Below are 16091 nucleotides of genomic sequence, written 5' to 3' on the forward strand. Positions count from 1 at the left end.
AAGATCCTCGGCGCCTGCATTGGCATACAGGCAGAGATGAGGTGATGGAAGGCGGGCCTTCAAAGACCCAAGACCCTGACATCGGTCGCCTGCAGCGCTTCATGGCTGGCGATCACCGTCACCATTTCGGTTGATTGCGCTCGCACAGCCAACACGGCTTGGGCATGGGCCAGCGCGGCAGCATCCAGGCCTGAGAGCGGCTCATCGAGCAGCAGTGCCGGCGTCTGGGCAGCCCAGGCCACCGCCAATGCCAGCTTGCGCTGCGTGCCCGTCGAGAGCGCCGCAATGCGCTGGTGTTGGTGCGGGGCCAGCGCAAATGCGTCCCAGTGCTGCTCAAAAGCCGCGCGGTCAAAGCGCGGGTAGAGCCCGGCCATGAAGCCGGCCCACTCCAAGGGCTTGAGGTGGTCGAACGCAATGCGGTCTGGCCCCAACCACAGCACCTGTTGGCGATAGGCCAGCGGGTCTTGGCTCGCGTGGCAACCGTTGATGCTGAGCGTGCCGCCTTGGGGCGCGATCGCACCGCCCATCAAGCGCAGCAGGGTGGACTTGCCACAGCCATTGGGCCCCTGCACCCAGGTCAGGCCGGGGCCGAAGTGGGCCGACCAATCGGCCAACAGCAGACGCTGGGAGAAGCCAAAAATCAGGTGGCTGACGGTCAGCCCGAGTGGGTGTGAAGACATGAATCAAGTCGGGGTGAGTTCGCTGGCCCAGGCCAGGCACAGGCACAGCATCAAGAGCCAGCGGCTGGCGTGGTGCTCGGGTTTGCTGACCGGCCAATGCGTCTCCAAGCCCCCTGCGACCGCCAAGCACAGCATCAAGCCCAGGGTGGGCCCGGGGCGTAGCGGCAGCGTGGCCGTGGCCAGGGCCAGCCCCAGGCACAGCACCCACAACGCCACAGGCAGCGCAGCCACTCCGCGCTGCCAGTGATGCCAGACCGTTGGCGGCAATGGCAGCGCCGTGCTGGCCGCCTGCAGCGCGGCCAACTCGAGTGTCAAGCGGCGCAAGGTCAGCGCGGTGCAGACCAGGGCCACCGCGGTGGCGCCACACAGCCAAGCGGTGGCCCAGTGGGGGCTCCACGCGGCCCCACCCAGTGCTAACGCGGGCATCAGCAGGCCCACGCTCAAGGCCTGCAGGCTGAGCGGCGCAGAGCCACGCAGCAGCGGGGCCAGCACCAAGGCCCAACCCGCCGGCCGAGGTGACCAAGAGGTGGTGGGCCTGGGGCTTGCTGGCGCAGCGCCCGCCCACGTCGGTGGGGCAAGGCACCGCCAGCGGCGCAGGCTGCGTTCAGCCGCCGCCAGCCCCAACCCCAAGGCCAGGCTCAGGCCCAAGGCCGCGCGGCTGGCCTGCGCCCATGCCGGGCCGGGCTGCCAAGCCCACAGCAAGCCCCAGGCGGTGAACAGCAGCACGGCCCAGGGGGCCAGCACCACCGCCAGCATGTGCCGGTCGGTGCGCTGCACACAGGCCATGGGCAGCGGCAGGCTGGCTTCGGCGGCGCGCCAATGCGCGGGCCACACCGCCGAGCGCCACGCCCGCAGCCATGCCCAGCCCAGCAGCGCATACAGCAGCGTGACGCCGGCCCATTGCAGCCAGCCCATGCCACCGCTTTGGCCGCTCGACCACCACAGCGGCACCAGCATCATCGCCAGCCCGGCCAGCGCCACCTCGGGCGTGTTGCTGACGGCTGCCAGCAGGCCCAGCGCCATCAGCCCCCACATGCCCCAACGCCGCAGCGCCCGCAGCACCGCCGCCTGCACGGCCAGGCGGCGCAGGCGGGGATAGCTCAGGGAGGGCAGGTCGGCCATGGCGACCATTAAAGCGCAACGGCCAAAGCCCATGCGCAGCCCCGCGATGAACTGCCGTCAGCCCGTCATGAGTGGCCGCTTTGGCGTCTCGGTGGCCTCTGGCTGCGGAGCCGCAGGCCCGTCAGAGGGTTCGGGCAGCTCAGCACAGGCTTGTCGTCGCCCCGACCATGTCGGTGCATGCAGTTTGAAGTTTTGCTCCAGCAAAGTGCGGGTGTCGTCAAAGGCGGCGCGGTCGCCGCGTCGCCGCTGCAGTTGCAGCAGTTTCAGATACGGCATCAGATGGGCTCGGCGTGCGCTGCGCACATAGTTCAGCACCAGCTCCACTGCCGTGCCGAGCAAACCCTGGGCCGCCAGCGTGTTGGCTTGTTCTTCGACCTCCGGCCACTGGTGCTCGGGCTCCACAAGCGCGGGGCGTGCCGGCCCTCGCGTGAGCTGCGTGACGGCAGGTTGCGGCGGCGGCGCGTGAGGGCTCGGCGGCGGGGTGGCGGGGCGGGCTGGTGGCGTGGCGGTGCGTGCCTGGCCCGATGGGCGCGGGCGCTTGGCGGGCGCTGCGGTGCAGAGGCGGGCGGCCATCGGCCGGCCAGGCCGCGCCAGTGGGTGGCGTGTGAGCCAGGCCAGACCCGCAGCGAGCAGCAGCACGGCGGCGCCTGCCACAACCCAGCCCTCAGAGTCGATCAGGGTCGGCTCCTGTGCAGGCGGGGTGCTGTGGGCGCGGGGCGCTACCGGATCGCGCGAGGGCAAGGTTTTGAGGGTGTAGCGCTTCCACAAGCGCCTGTCGCAGCCCGCACTGACCGTCACCCTGACCTGCGGCTGGGTGATCGGGGTGCGGGTCTCCAGCAGCGCATGCCAGTGCCCTTCGGCGCCGGCCGCGTCGAGGCGCACCGTCACCTCCGGGCCCCAGAGCAAACGCTCGCCATCCACGATGTCCGCCTTGATGCACTCAGGCCTCAGCGTCTCCCCGGGCTCGGTTTGAACACTCACATTGAGCTGTAGCGGCTCGCCGCGTTGGGCTCTGGAGGCCTCGGCGCTGAAGTCCAGGCTCCAGGCCTGCGTGGCGCTGCACAGCAGGCCAGCCGCCAGGACGAGGCGGGCCTGCATCATCCCTCCAAGCCGCCCTGGCGGCGCAGCTCCTCCAAGGTGAGGGTGGAGATCGTGGGGTTCTGCAGGTAGAAGTCCTGCAGCTTGATGCTGAAGCCGGCGTCGAACTGGCCGTCACCGTCGTCGTCAACGCGCAAGACCGCGCTATTCCCCTCGCGCGAGAGCTGCAGCCACTGGTCGATGCTCTGTGTCTCCACCACGTCGGCAAACAAGTCGGTCAGCATCAGGCGGTCTTCGCCCAGCTTGAAGTCCAACACCACGTCCTGGCCTTGGGCAAAGGCCTGGGCCGTGCCCGCGGGGGCGTTCCACGCAAAGGTGTCGGCGCCGGCGCCACCGCGCAGGCTGTTGCCCCCGTCGGCGCCTTGCACCCACAGCGTGTCGGCACCCGCGCCGCCCAGCAGCGTGTCATGCCCACCATGGCTGAACAGCACATTCCCATTGGCTTGTGCGCTGGCATCGATGACATCGTGGCCGCTGGTGCCCACCCACACATGGTTGGCATCAAAGCCCAGGCCCAGCCCGCTGTGGATTTGATCGGTCGCGAAGTTCAGATGCACCACGCCCGAGCCGATCACCTGCCCAAAGCCCAGGTTCAGCACGTTGTCTGCGCTGCTCACGCTTTGCGCCTGTTGGCTGCCCAGCGAGAAGCCGCGCGCGTCCAGGGGCTCGGTGGCCAGTGCTTGGTCAAACACCAAACCGACTGTCGAGCCCGAGACGGTCATGTCAATCAGCACCGGCCCCTTGGCGGCGGTGCGCATGGCGGCGAACTCCGCCAGCACGCTGGTGTCGGCCACCGCGTCCCAGCGCAGCAGCTCGCCGCTGTTTCCAAAGCGGGCCACCTGCAACGCACCTTGCGCATCGACCTTGAAGACCGAGTCCAGGGCGGCATCAAAGTCTGAGACCGAGCGTTTCAACTCGCCCACATTGGCGAACGAGAGCTGGCGCTCATAGAAGAAGAAGCGATCCGCGCCTTCACCGCCCAGCGCGGTGTCGCCACGCTGCAGCCAGATGGTGTCCAAGCCCTCGCCGCCTTCTAAGCGGCTGCCATGGCCGCGGCTGATCAGCGTGTCATCCCCGGCATTGCCGCCCAGCACGCTGCCGCGCACCGCATTGCCGATCAAGAGATCATCACCATCGCCGCCAAAGGCGTTCTCGATGACGGCGCCTCCCAAGATGCCGATGCTGCGGTCCAGCAACTTCACTGATCCACCGCGGCCCAGGTCCACCTCGATCTTGGTGTTCATGGCCGAGCCCATCACCGCATCCGTGCCCCCATCACCATCCGTCAGCCACAGCATCTTTTTCTGCGTGGCGGCATCAGCCGCTGCGAAGTGCGTGTTGAATTGGTCGGTGTAGACATAGCGGTCCAGCGTGGGGGCTACATCGCCGAAGAACTTCAGGCTCACGTTGCTCAAGGTCGAGGGGGCCGACACATCTTGGGTGTGCTCATAGCGCACCGTCCACGTGCCCTTGCTCGACTCGCCAAAGAACTTGTGCGTGGTCAGATCAAAGGTCTCATTGACCTTGGTGATCCAGGCATTGCCCTCAGTCAGCTCGCTGGTGGTGCCTGCGGGCGAGGTGATCCAGACCCGCATCTTGTCGAAGCTGCTGCTGTTCAAGAACTGGCGCAACTGCAAGGCCTCCAGACGCACATCGTCGGTCACCGTGATGCTCACCGTGGTGGCCGTGCGGGCGCTGGCCGAGATGCTGGTGGCTGTGGTCTGGGCGACGGCAGACTGTGTCTCCCAGCCGCGCTGCAGGGTGCTGGCTTCGCCCTGGCGCAGCCAATCTTTGGCCAGGCGCGCTGCGTTGTAGACATTGCTGGAGCCAAAGCCCACATCATTGGAATAGTGGAAGCCTGCACCGTTGAAGGTGTCGCCGCCATTCATGCCGAAGCCCTTCGTGGGCGTGTCAGTGGGCAAGTAGGTGGCGGCCTGAGCCAGGATGTTCTTCACGTCGCGCACGCCCAGGCCCGGGTTGGCTTGCAACACCAAGGCCACCTGTCCTGCCAAGCCGGGGCTGGCATAGCTGGTACCACCCCAGCCCGCATGGGCCACCCACACCGCAGGCCCGGATGTCGAGAACCCCGCATGTTGACCTGACAAATTGTCCAGCGAGGCTGCAGCGATGGCGATGGGGTTCTTGGTATCCACGCTCATGGCGGTGTTATCCAAACCGTTATCGTTGCCGGCAGAAATCACCCACACCGTCCCCAGGCCGCCCCGACCTGTGGTGCACACCGACAGATTCCACGTGTTGTTGAGGAAGCCGCTGGTCGCCACACTCCAATTCGTGACATCCAGGCCGCTGACATCGCCATTGGTCCACTTGATGGTGGAGTCATAGGCCGGGCCGGTGAAGCTGCCTGTCAAAGAGCCGGCCATGCGCAGGCCGGTGTTATGCCCATGGTGGCCGGAGTTGTTCCCGAAATGGGTGCCTGCCTCTACGCGTCCCATGTCGAAGGCTGCAGTGTCATAGAGGTTGACGCTGGTGCCCTCGTTGATGCCGACCTTGATGCCCTTGCCACTCAGGCCGGTCAAGCCCAGGTTCCAGGCTTCTTCCAACTGGCCCAAATTGGAGAAGTCCTCCACCTCGTTCACATCCTCAATACCCAACCACGCATCAATCTCGCCATGGATGCGCGCTTGCGACACGGCCTGCCAGCGGCCGAGGGCGTCTTTGCGCTCATAGGTGGTGGTCAGCGTCACACGGCCCTGCTGGCTGTCGGTGGTGAGCAGGCGCAAGTCCGCCAAGTCGCGGCCTGCCACGGTCCAGGTGCCTTGGTTCAACACGCCATGGCTGAGGCTGGCCCCTGCAGGCACGCCGCTGATGCGGACTTGCCAATCGGCACTGTCTAAGTTGACGCCCGGATCGCGCAGATCCAGGCTGACGGCTTTGCCTGCTCTCACCTCAAAGTGCTGGCTGCTGGGGTGAAGCGCCGCTTGGCTGTCCAGGGGCAAGTTCCAGGCCCAGCGCTGGGCGCTGGGGCTGGGATTGCCCGCAGGGTCTTTCAACTCACCACGCAGCAATTCCACAAACGCCTCGGTGGCGACGGTCACCGCACCGGCGGTGAAGGTGACCGTGCGCTGCTGGCCGGTGCCCGAAAGCTCGCTGAGCGTGCCGCCAAAGCAGCGCAGGCTGTTGAGGCTGAAGCTTTGGCCCGGGTCTTCACTGAAGTTCAGCGTCAGGCTCACGCGCTGCCCAGGCGCCAGAGACGTGGAGTCACCCAGGCTGTGCACACTGCTGCCCGTCAGCACAGGGCTGCTGGTGTCGATATGAACTTGCTGCTCATACAGCGGCTTGCTCACCATCGCGCCCGTGGCGTTCATCAGCTCAATCTTCACCAGCGGGTCAGGGTCTGTGGGAATGCTGTGGCCATACAGCGACTCTTGCTTGTAGAAGCTGCTGCTCCAGCGGCCTTGGGCATCGGCGGTCACGACCGCATTGACCTTGTCGCCGAGTGAGACCCGAATCTTGGCAAAGGGCTCGGCTTCACCGCTGAAGGTGAGGCCGCGCTCGACATCGGCCCGGTTGAAGTAGACCGGTGTTCCTGGGGCCACGACCGTCAAGGTGTGCGAGTGGTCCGCAGACCTGCTCACCCATCCGTTGGCGGTCTGGCCCTCAATACGCCAACTGACTCGGTGGGCTTGCAGGGACAGGGCGTCAAAGTCGTAAGACCAGTCTTTGCCGATCACGTTGGCGGCCCCTTTGAACACCCCGTCTACATAGACGGCGACGCGTTCATCAGCGGCCAATGCGGCCCCCAACTGGCCGTGCAGCGTCGGCGTGGTGTCCGTCAGGGGCAGGCCCTCGGGCACCAAGGCATGCAGGTCGGTCTCTATCCAGCTCGACAAGGCCTTGCTCTGCACCTCGATGGCTTTTGGCAAGGTCGATAGGGCCACATTGCCCGCCGCATCGCTGGTCTTGACCCACACCTGTTGGGCGGCGTAGCGGCCCTCGGGCAGCACAAAACTCGTGCCCTCTCCAGGCAGCCAAGTTTTGCCACCATCCAGCGAAAAGGACCATGCTTGCCGCTGGCCACCATCGAGGCGGACCTCCACGGTGCCATTGGCGGTGATGCCATCGCTGGCACTCATGCCCGTGTCTTCGGCCAGGGTCAGCAGCGGCTTGGCCGGTGGGGTGCCGTCCAGCGTGAACACCTGGGTGGTGAGCGATTTGCTGCCATTGGCCAGTGTCGAGGTGATGCCAAAGCTCAGCGGTCCTTCTGCTAGCGGCATCATGCTCAAGGTCTGAGCATTGGCGTTGGCCAAGGGCGCGCTCACATAAGCGCCCGGCAGGTTCAGCATGGCCATGGGTGGCAGGGTGCTGGCATCGGTGTTGGACAGCACCACCTGCGTGCCTTCGACGCGGTTGCTCCAGTTGGGGCGCGCCGTGATTTGGATGGACTCCACCGGCATCGCTGTGCCCAAGTCGATCTGCACCCAACGCCCGTTGCCCGAGGTTTCGGCATAGCTGCGAGCGTTGCCATCGGTCAAGGCGGTGGTGCTGCCTGTGGCCCAGGACATGGTGGTGGGCTTGCCTGCCGCCACGTTCACGCCACGGCTCATCACCGAGACCTCGGCCACCGACCAGGCGTTGTAATAGTCATGCGGCGTGGCTTGGTAGAGCCACACATAGCGTGCTGTTGGCGGGGCGGCCGTGACGGTGGTGCTCCAGTGTCCGGCGCTGTCCGCCTGCACTTGACGCGTGCTGCCGTCGGGCAGGCTGATGTTGACGGTAGAACGTGCTTGCGCATCACCGCTCAAGACGATGGGGTCTCCGTAGCCCACGGTGGCGTGCGTGGTGGGCGCTGCGGCGGGGACGCTATAGACGGCACTGGCGGCTGTGACCGTGCTGGTGTTGCCCACTGCATTGCTGGCCACCAAGGTGGCGTCGATGCGTTTGTCGGCATCTTGGGCCAGGTCGAAGCCTTGGACCTCGATGGCAAAGCGCCCGGCCGCGTCCAGGCTGCCCGTGTAAACCACCTTGTTAATGGTCAGGCTGACTGCATCGCCGGCGCGGGCGTTGGTGGCTGTTCCCGTCAAGGTCACATTGCCGGCCAATTCACTCGCACTCAACGCGTTGTCCGCCGAGACAGCGTCCAAGCGCAACGTGGCTGCAGGTGCGGTGGTGTTCAGCACATAGCTTGCGCCAATGGCCGTCACGCTGTTGGTGTTGCCTGCAGCATCGCTGGCCACCAACGTGGCGTCCACGCGCTTGTCCGCATCTGCCGCCAAGTCACTGCCCTTGACCAAGACGCTGAAGCGTCCATCAGCCTGGACGGTGCCGTGATAGCTTTCGCCGTTCACCTGCAGGCTGACCCGGTCACCTGCGCGTGCGCCGGTGCCGCTGCCGGTCAGCGCGACGCGTCCTGCAGCTTCTGCGGTGTTGATCGTGTTGTCTGCCGTGACGGCGTCCAAGCGCAGCGTGGCATTCGGCCCTTGGGTGTCTACTTTGTAGGGCGCGCTGCTGGCTTGCTGGGTCAGCACCTGGCCTGCTGCTGTGGTGCTGCGTAAGGTGGCGTCCACGCGCTGATCGGCGTCGGCCACGAGGTCACTGCCGCGCACTTCAATGGCAAAGCGCCCGCTCGCATCCACCGCGCCTTGGTAGCGGGTCTGGTTCACGCTCAGCGTGACGAGGTCGCCCGCCTTGGCGTTGGCCGCAACCCCGGTCAGGGTCACCAGGCCAGCGGCCTCGCGGGCGTTGATGTGCTGGTCGCCCGTCAAGGGGTCGAGGGCTAAGTAGAGCGCATTCTTGGGGCCTACAGAAATGATTTGCACGTCGCTGTCCAACTGGCCTTGTGCATTGAGGCTGCTGGCCATGATGGAGTGCGTGCCCGATTCAAGAGGTAGCACCTGCAGCGTGGTGGTGGCGGCTTGCGTGAGGCGCGGCAGCAAGCTGCTCTCGGCCAGGGTCAGCATGGCACTGGGCGTTTGCGTGGCGGCGTCGGTGTTGGAGAGCACCACTTGCGTGCCGATCAGCCGCCAGGGCCAATCGCCGCGCGGTGCCACCTGAATGCTGTCGACCGCCACGGCCTGTCCCAGGTCGATCTGCATCCATCGCCCACTGCCTTGTACCTCCGCATAGGTGCTCAAGTTGCCGTCTGTCAGGGCGGTGGTGGTGGCCCTGCTCCATGACATCGTCGCGGGCTTGCCCGCGGCCACGTTGACGCCGCCGCTCATCACCACCACCTCGCCCACCGACCAAGCGTTGTAGGGGTCGTTAGGGGTTTGCTGATAGAGCCACACATAGCGCGTGGTGGCAGGGGCCGTGGTGGCGGCTAGGCTCCATTGGCCGCCGGCGTCGGCGGTGAGCTGCCGGGTGTGGCCGCCGCCCAGGCTGAGGGTCACCGTGGCGCCTGGGGCTGCGGTGCCGGACAAGGACACGGGTTCACCGAAATGGGTGACGTTGTCACCGGAGAGAGCACCCAGGCTGACCCCGGAGCGCCCATAGACGCTGCTTTGCGTGCTGGCCGTGCTGGTCAGTCTCTCGGCGGTGCTGGCCACTACGGTGGCTTCGATCCTCTGGTCCGCGTCGGCGGCCAGGTCGCTGCCTTGCACGTCCACCACAAAGCGGCCCTTGGCGTCCACCGTGCCCTGATAGCGGCTGTGGTGAATGGTCAAGGTCACCGTATCGCCGGCGCGCGTGCCGGCGGTGGCGCCGGTGATGGCGACCATGCCTTGCTGTTCAGACCGGCTCAAGGCGTTGTCGGGGCTGATGGCGTGCAGGCTGATGGCCGCCACGGGGGCCGGCCCTGTGTTGGGCGCGGGTGCGGGTGGTGCGTCGGGGGTTGGCGCTGGCGCTGGCGCTGGCGTTGGCGTGGGCGTGGGCGTGGGCGTGGGCGTGGGCGTGGGCGTGGGCGTGGGCGTGGGCGTGGGCGTGGGCGTGGGCGTGGGCGTGGGCGTGGGCGTGGGCGTGGGCGTGGGCGTGGGCGTGGGCGTGGGGACCGGGCTGGGCGCGGGTGTCGGTGTGGGAACTGGCGCGGGTGTCGGTACCGGCGCGGGGGCGGGCGCAGGTGTGGGGGCGGGCGCAGGTGTGGGGACAGGCGTCGGTACGGGGGCCGGCGTGGGTGCCGGCGCCGGTACAGGTGCGGGCGTTGGCGTGGGAGCAGGCGCCGGGACAGGCGTTGGAGTGGGGGCCGGCGCAGGGGCAGGGGTTGGAGCCGGTGTGGGTGCTGGAGTGGGAGCCGGCACAGGCGCAGGCGCAGGCACAGGCGCAGGCACAGGCGCAGGCGTCGGTGCTGGAGTGGGTGCCGGAGTGGGCACAGGCGTCGGTGCCGGCGTGGGTGTAGGCGCCGGCGTTGGCGCAGGCGCTGGAACCGGCGCTGGTGCGGGCGTGGGCGCCGGTGTTGGGATCGGGCTTGGCGCGGGCGCAGGCGTTGGCGCGGGAACTGGTGCAGGAACTGGTGCAGGAACTGGTGCAGGAACTGGTGCAGGCGCTGGCGTTGGCGTGGGCGTGGGCGTGGGCGTGGGTGCCGGCGCCGGCGCAGGGATGCCATAGGCAGCACCCAGCACGGTCGCGGTGCCGGTGTTGCCCACCGAGTCAGTCGCAAGCACTTGGGCATCGACCCGGTGATCGGCATCGGCCAGCAAATCACTGCCATTGACCTTGATCGAGAACTTGCCGCCTGCTCCCACCTTGCCGGTGTAGCTCACGCCGTTGATCGTCAGGGAGACCCTGTCGCCCCATCGAGCGTTGGTGGTGACGCCACTCACGACGACGCTGCCTTGGGCCTCGGTTGCCGTGAGCACGTTGTCGGCGGTGATGCTGTCCAGCTGGATGGTGGGTTTGGGTGCGTCGACCACGACGCCGTAGTAAGGGCCCTTGCTGCTGGCAAGCAGCGTCTGCCCGGCGCTGCTGGTGGTTTGCAGGCTGGCTTGAATCTTGTGGTCGCTGTCGGCGGCGAGGTCGCTGCCCTTGACCTTGACCGCAAACTCGCCGGAGGCACTGACCGCGGCGCTGTAGGTCACGCCATTGACTGTCAGCGTGACGGCATCGCCCACGCGCGCGCCGGAAGTTTTGCCGGTCACCGTCACCATGCCCTCGGCCTCTTGGGCATTGAGCACGTTGTCAGCGGTCAATCGATCGACTTGAATGCTGGGCTTGACAGCAGCGCCGGGCGCCCGGCCGCGTGCGCCGCTGGCTGGCGCAGAGGCCAACGACTCCAGCAACGCGTTGGTGTAGCTCAGTGCGCCCGCCGGTGCGGCCTCCACGCTTTGCGCGTTATCAGCTGATGCTGCCGCTGCCGCTGCTGCGGCTGCGTTCTTGTCAGCTTTCAGCAGTGCCGCGGGCAGCTCGATGAACTTCTCGGCCAGCGCGGCGGGCACGAGGCTCTTCTTGGTCGTGAGTTTGGAGGACGGGGCGTTCTTCATGGCAAGGCTCTCAATCTGGGGCGGCTGATGCGGGGTTTCAGCGGGGGCTGAAAACAACGTGGGCTAGCAAGGCGCTGGTTGGGGTGCTGCGGGGCGTTCAGGCCCGGGCAAACCAGCGTTCGGGGGCGGGTGCCGGGTGGGAGCAGTCGGAGGTGTGCGCTGGAAGCGGCCCGTTTGGCAGGCCCGTGACGGCGCCGCCCCCGGCCGCATGGGCCTGTCCCAGCGCAAAGTAAAAGTCCTCTTGGCGTTCAAGGGTGGACGGTTCAGGCAGCGGCGCCAGCATCGGCGCAGAGGCCAAGCCGGTAGGGCGGGTACGCCAGAGCAAGCGCCCAGCGATGGCCACGAACAGCAGCACTGCCGCGCTCAGGCCGCGCAGCCATTCGTTGTCGGCTTGCGCCCGCTCCCATCGCTGCTCCAAGTCCTTCAACTCTGCGCGCGCCCTCTCTTGGGTGTGGCGCAAGGCGGAAATGGCCTGCTCCAGGTTGGCTACTTGGGTCGAGAACTTGGAGGGCAGCTCCGCCATGCCAGACCAGAGGGTGGGCTCCGCATCCAGCTTCAAGCCTGCAGGGCTGGCCTGCGCCCTGCCTGCGGAGGTGGGCCCCCAGGGGGCAAGCACTGCGGCCCAGGCCTTGGGTGGGGCAGCAGGCGCTTTGAAGCTCGTCTCCCACTGCTCGCTCACGTGCTGAACTTGGGGCACAGACATGGCCCCTGGCGGGCTGGCCAGCACGGTCATTTTTTGCCAGGCGCGCTGCTGGCAGCCCGCACTGATCGTCACCTCCAGCACGGGCTCGGTGATCGGGTCGCGGGTCTTGATCTGGAGCTGCCAGGTGCGGCTTGCGCCAGTGGGGCTCAGTGCCACCGGCACCTCAGCGCCGCTCAGCAGGCGCTCGCCGACTTGCACATCGGCCGTCACGCAATCGGCCCGCAGCCGCTCGCGCGGGGAAAGGTGGAGAGGCATCTCCAGGCGCAGTGGCTCGCCCATCACGGCGTGCGCAGTGACCGGGCCCATCTCCAGGCTGTGGGCGTGTGTGGCAGCGCCCATCAGGGCGGCCGCCATCCAGGGCAAAGCTATCGAGTGCCGCATCGCGGTGTCTCCAGGCGTTAGGGCTGCGTCAGAGGTCAAAGCCGCCCAACTGGCGCAGGTCGTCTGCGCTCAAGTTGGTGATGTGGGCGTTGTGGCGATAGAAGTCTTCCAAGGTCATGTGCAGGGCTTGGCTGAAATCCCCTTGACCGGATTCGTCCACGCGCAGCACGCCGTCCAGGCCCTCTTGGGTGAAGTCCAACCAGGGCTGCAGGCTTTGACCGGGCGCCCACACGTCCACCAGCAAGTCGGTGATCACCAACTGGTCCTCACCGAGCAGGAAGTCCTGCACCCGCTCGGGCTGCGCCACGGGGTCACACACCATCAGTCCGTCGCTGAGGGCAAAGCCCACGGTGCTCAGCCACACCTTGTCAGTGTCGTCACTTAAGTTCACGTTGTTCTGTCTTTCAAAGAGGCAGGCGAGGTCGGGTGCGGTGTCAAAACCCAGGGTCAGTGCTTCGCGGTCCAAGACCACCAGCTCGGCACGCTGGCCGTTGAGGCGGATCTCAGGAATCTCATGACCCGCAGGCAAATGCTTGTCAAAGGTCATGGTCACCATCGAGCCCTCAATCTGGACGTCTTTGAGCACTGGCTGTGGGGGCAGAGCTGCGTTCCAGTCCTCTGCCAAGCTGCTCCACATAGAGACTTCCTCGGTGGCGCCAAAGACCGTCGATTGACCCAAGGCGATCACCTCATCCCAGGCCACCTTCTGCAGCAGAAACTCCGCCGATTCATTCAGAGTGAGCCCGTGGGGCGGCTGCTCTGCGGGCTTGGGCGTGCTGCACTCTTGCGCACGCTGAAGCAGGGTTTGGAGATAAAGAGGGGCATTCATGGGTCAGACTCCTCAGACGTGGTGGGGCCTCGAACTCATCCGATGTGCTGGGGCGGTGCAGGGTGTGAGGCGGCTGCGGGCCCGCCTCACTTTGTCCAGGCTTATTGGCTGCCGAGGTACTTCCAGTCCTCGTTGTCAGCGCGGTTGGTGGGGTAGTACCAATAGGCCCGACTCTTCAGCATGAAGTAGTCGCCACCCCCCTTGTAGAGCCAGCCGGGCTGGCCAGAGGTGCCGCCCTCGCCCCACGAGAAGAGTTGATCCTTGCCCCACCACTGCAGGACGGCGGCATCCAGGATGGCCTCATCTCGGGTGCGCAGGATTTGCTCAATGCCGCGGGCATTACCCAAGTAGTCCCAATGGCGGTTGGACTGCTGGTTGATGGGGAAGTAGCCGTAGTTCGAGGTCTTGAGCTGGAAGTACTCGCGCTGCTGGGTGTAGGGGTTGTCATAGACATACACCGCACCCACCGTGCCGCGGCCACTGCCGCTCCATGGGGCCAGGCTGCTGGCCTTGTAGTAGCTCAGTACGGCGGCATCGGCAGTGGGCTGCGCTTGTTGGCGCAGGGTCAAAGGGTTGGGTTGAGGGTTGACCACCTCAGAGGCCGTGCCCAGGAACTTCCAACTGTGGTTGCTCGTTTTGTTGGTCGGGAAGTAGCCATAAGGTCCGCTGCGCTTGAGCACAAAGAACTCGGTGTCGCCGTTGTAGGGGTTGGCGTACTCATACACCCGGCCGCCCTCAGCGTTGACGTCGTTGGCGCGCCAGGCCAGGATCGGGCCTCTGTGGTGCTGGAGGTTAGAGCGCAGCTCGTTGAGCGAGCTCAGCGGCAGGTTCGCGGCGCCGACCAGGTTCTTCAGACCGGCGTTTTCTTGGGCCATGGCGGCATAGCCCTCGGCTCGGCCGACCTCCGTCAACACCGGCTTGAACTGTGCCGGCTTTTGCAGCGTGGCGCTGGCTAGGCGGGTCCAGCTGCCTGAGCGGGCACACTCCACCGTCGCGCTGCTCGGGTTCATGCTCAGCGGCACATTGATGTGGAACTTGTTCATCTCCGCGCTGTTCAGTCGCGAGGCTGCCAGCGCTGCCACCCAAGGGCTGCTGCCTGGCGCCCCCTGCACCACCACACGGCAAGCATTGCTCGTGGGCGCGACCTGCTCGGAGGCATAGGTCATGCCATAGGTGCCCCAAAGGCCCGGGTAGATCGTGCTGGGCAAAGTGCCCTGAGGGTCGTAATAGCCCACCAAGGTCAGCACGCCGTCGCGCACCACAGCGGTGGGTTTGCGGCGGTTGGCATCATGGAGCACCGCCATGGTCTTGCTGGGCTCGTCCCACTTGCGCCAGCCCGTGCTGCTGCTGAGATCGACGACGCCGTAACTGCTCAGGGCCTTTTGAATCCAGTTGGCGGCAAAGCCCGTGTGCTGTGTGTAGCGCGAGACGGTCCCCATCGGCCCGCCGCCGGCCATGGCGTCAAAGCCATAGGGTCTGGAGGCAAAGCGGCCCACGGGCTGGCCAAAGAATTCTCGTGCCTCGCTATGGCCCCACTCCAGATTGCCGATCATGCGATGGCGATAGGCGTCGTAGCCCCAGCCTGATTGACGGCTGTGCACCGAGCCTGCGAATCCATTCGGGTAGTGCCCGAGGCCAAAGTTGTGACCTAACTCATGGCTGAACTCATTGCCGGTGGTGTCCCACAGCGTGGCCATGCCATTGCCGCCACTCAAGCCGTGGCTCACCACCCCACTGGTGTAGTTGCCTTTTTGATGGTGCACCACCACCTGGGCGTAGTAGCCCGGTTGGTTCTGCGAGCTGCCCGGTGAGCTGTGAATGCCGTAGTTGGCCAAGTTGATGCCCACCGACACCAAGGCCTTGCCGATGTGTTCGCGCATGTCGCCGCTATGGACGTCGGCGGCGCTGGGGCTGGCCTTGGTGTAGACCGTGCCATCGGGCAGCGTCACGCGGTTGAACTGCACGGGCAGGTATTGCGACACCAATAAGCGGGAGACAGGAATTTTTTGGAAGTAGTCCACCGCAGCCAAGGCTGGGTTGGTTTCTAACAGCGTGGCCCCGGGTGGGCGGGTCAGCATGCCCACCCGAATGTGTTGCAACACTAGCTCGGAGGGCGCGCCTATCTCGATGTTGGAGACGGTCTGCTGCAAGCCTGTGTCACTGGCGATCTGCAAGGTCAGGCCTGGCTTCACCCAGTGCCAGGGCAAGTTGACGCTCCAGGCCTTGGTGGCGTACTCCACTTGGGTGTCGCTCACATTGTGCTGATCGGACTTCGGGAACTTGGGCGGTGGCGCCATCTCCAAGGTGCCCAAGACCTGCGTGCCGACCTGCGCAGTCAGCTTCAAGCTGCGCAAGGCGCCATCGGCCGCATTGGGGCTGTAGATCACCAGGGCAGACCGATCCTGCACGGTTTTGGGCAGGCTCATGGCATCGTTATCGCGCGGCATCACCGCATGCGATTGCGCCAACTGCACCGCGCCTTTGAGCGTGCCGGTGCCTTGCACAGGCAGCGGCAGGTCATCAATAAAGCCCACCACGGCCAAGGTGGCGGCCAGTGCCACGGTGCCAAGGGCGGCAGCGCCGCCCACGAAGATCAAGGGAGTGCGTTTCATTGGGGCGCCTTTTTGGGGTGAATGAGGTGTTGGTCGTCGCCTTGGTGAGACCAATCTTTTTGCAAATCGGCCGCCGTGGGACCACTGGTTTCTGGCGCTGCACCACCGCAGGCCTGCAAACCCAAAAGTACGGTGAATCCGCAAATCACCAAAGCCGCCCGACGAGTTTTCTGGCGTGATTTAGGTGATATTTCAAAATGGAATGAATGGCGCATGTTTTAATATCCTCAGACGTGACGGGGCCTCGAATAATTTCGATTCAAATGTGGGCGGCTGCACTCCGCCCTGTCGTCG

General features: G+C 65.9%; 8 protein-coding genes. All 8 read right to left on the reverse strand.

Features of this window, described 5'->3' with window-relative positions; translation table 11 throughout:
- Positions 1-59: 59 nt before the first annotated feature.
- On the reverse strand, positions 60-680 hold the full coding sequence (locus tag KAK11_RS10165; RefSeq protein ID WP_210808857.1) for an ABC transporter ATP-binding protein: 621 nt from the start codon (positions 678-680) through the stop codon (positions 60-62).
- A gap of 3 nt (positions 681-683) precedes the next feature.
- Positions 684-1802, reverse strand: a complete 1119-nt coding sequence (locus KAK11_RS10170) for a hypothetical protein (protein WP_210808858.1) — start codon at positions 1800-1802, stop codon at positions 684-686.
- Between the two features lie 57 nt (positions 1803-1859).
- Positions 1860-2900 (reverse strand): hypothetical protein, encoded by a 1041-nt coding sequence (locus KAK11_RS10175; protein WP_210808859.1) that lies wholly within the window; start codon positions 2898-2900, stop codon positions 1860-1862.
- Positions 2900-11272, reverse strand: coding sequence for an Ig-like domain-containing protein (locus KAK11_RS10180; protein WP_210808860.1), 8373 nt, complete (start codon positions 11270-11272; stop codon positions 2900-2902). The genes KAK11_RS10175 and KAK11_RS10180 overlap by 1 nt, the downstream gene beginning before the upstream one ends.
- Positions 11273-11369: 97 nt before the next feature.
- Positions 11370-12356 (reverse strand): type IV pilus assembly protein FimV, encoded by a 987-nt coding sequence (locus tag KAK11_RS10185; RefSeq protein WP_210808862.1) that lies wholly within the window; start codon positions 12354-12356, stop codon positions 11370-11372.
- A gap of 28 nt (positions 12357-12384) precedes the next feature.
- Positions 12385-13185: a type I secretion C-terminal target domain-containing protein gene (locus KAK11_RS10190; RefSeq protein ID WP_210808864.1), complete on the reverse strand. Its 801-nt coding sequence runs from the start codon at positions 13183-13185 to the stop codon at positions 12385-12387.
- A gap of 101 nt (positions 13186-13286) precedes the next feature.
- Positions 13287-15797 carry a M66 family metalloprotease gene (locus KAK11_RS10195; protein ID WP_210808866.1) on the reverse strand — a complete coding sequence of 837 codons (2511 nt, stop codon included), beginning with the start codon at positions 15795-15797 and terminating at the stop codon, positions 13287-13289.
- Positions 15794-16012, reverse strand: coding sequence for a hypothetical protein (locus tag KAK11_RS10200; RefSeq protein ID WP_210808868.1), 219 nt, complete (start codon positions 16010-16012; stop codon positions 15794-15796). The genes KAK11_RS10195 and KAK11_RS10200 overlap by 4 nt, the downstream gene beginning before the upstream one ends.
- Positions 16013-16091 lie beyond the last annotated feature (79 nt).

Source organism: Ideonella paludis, assembly GCF_018069865.1.
GTDB lineage: Bacteria > Pseudomonadota > Gammaproteobacteria > Burkholderiales > Burkholderiaceae_C > Ideonella > Ideonella paludis.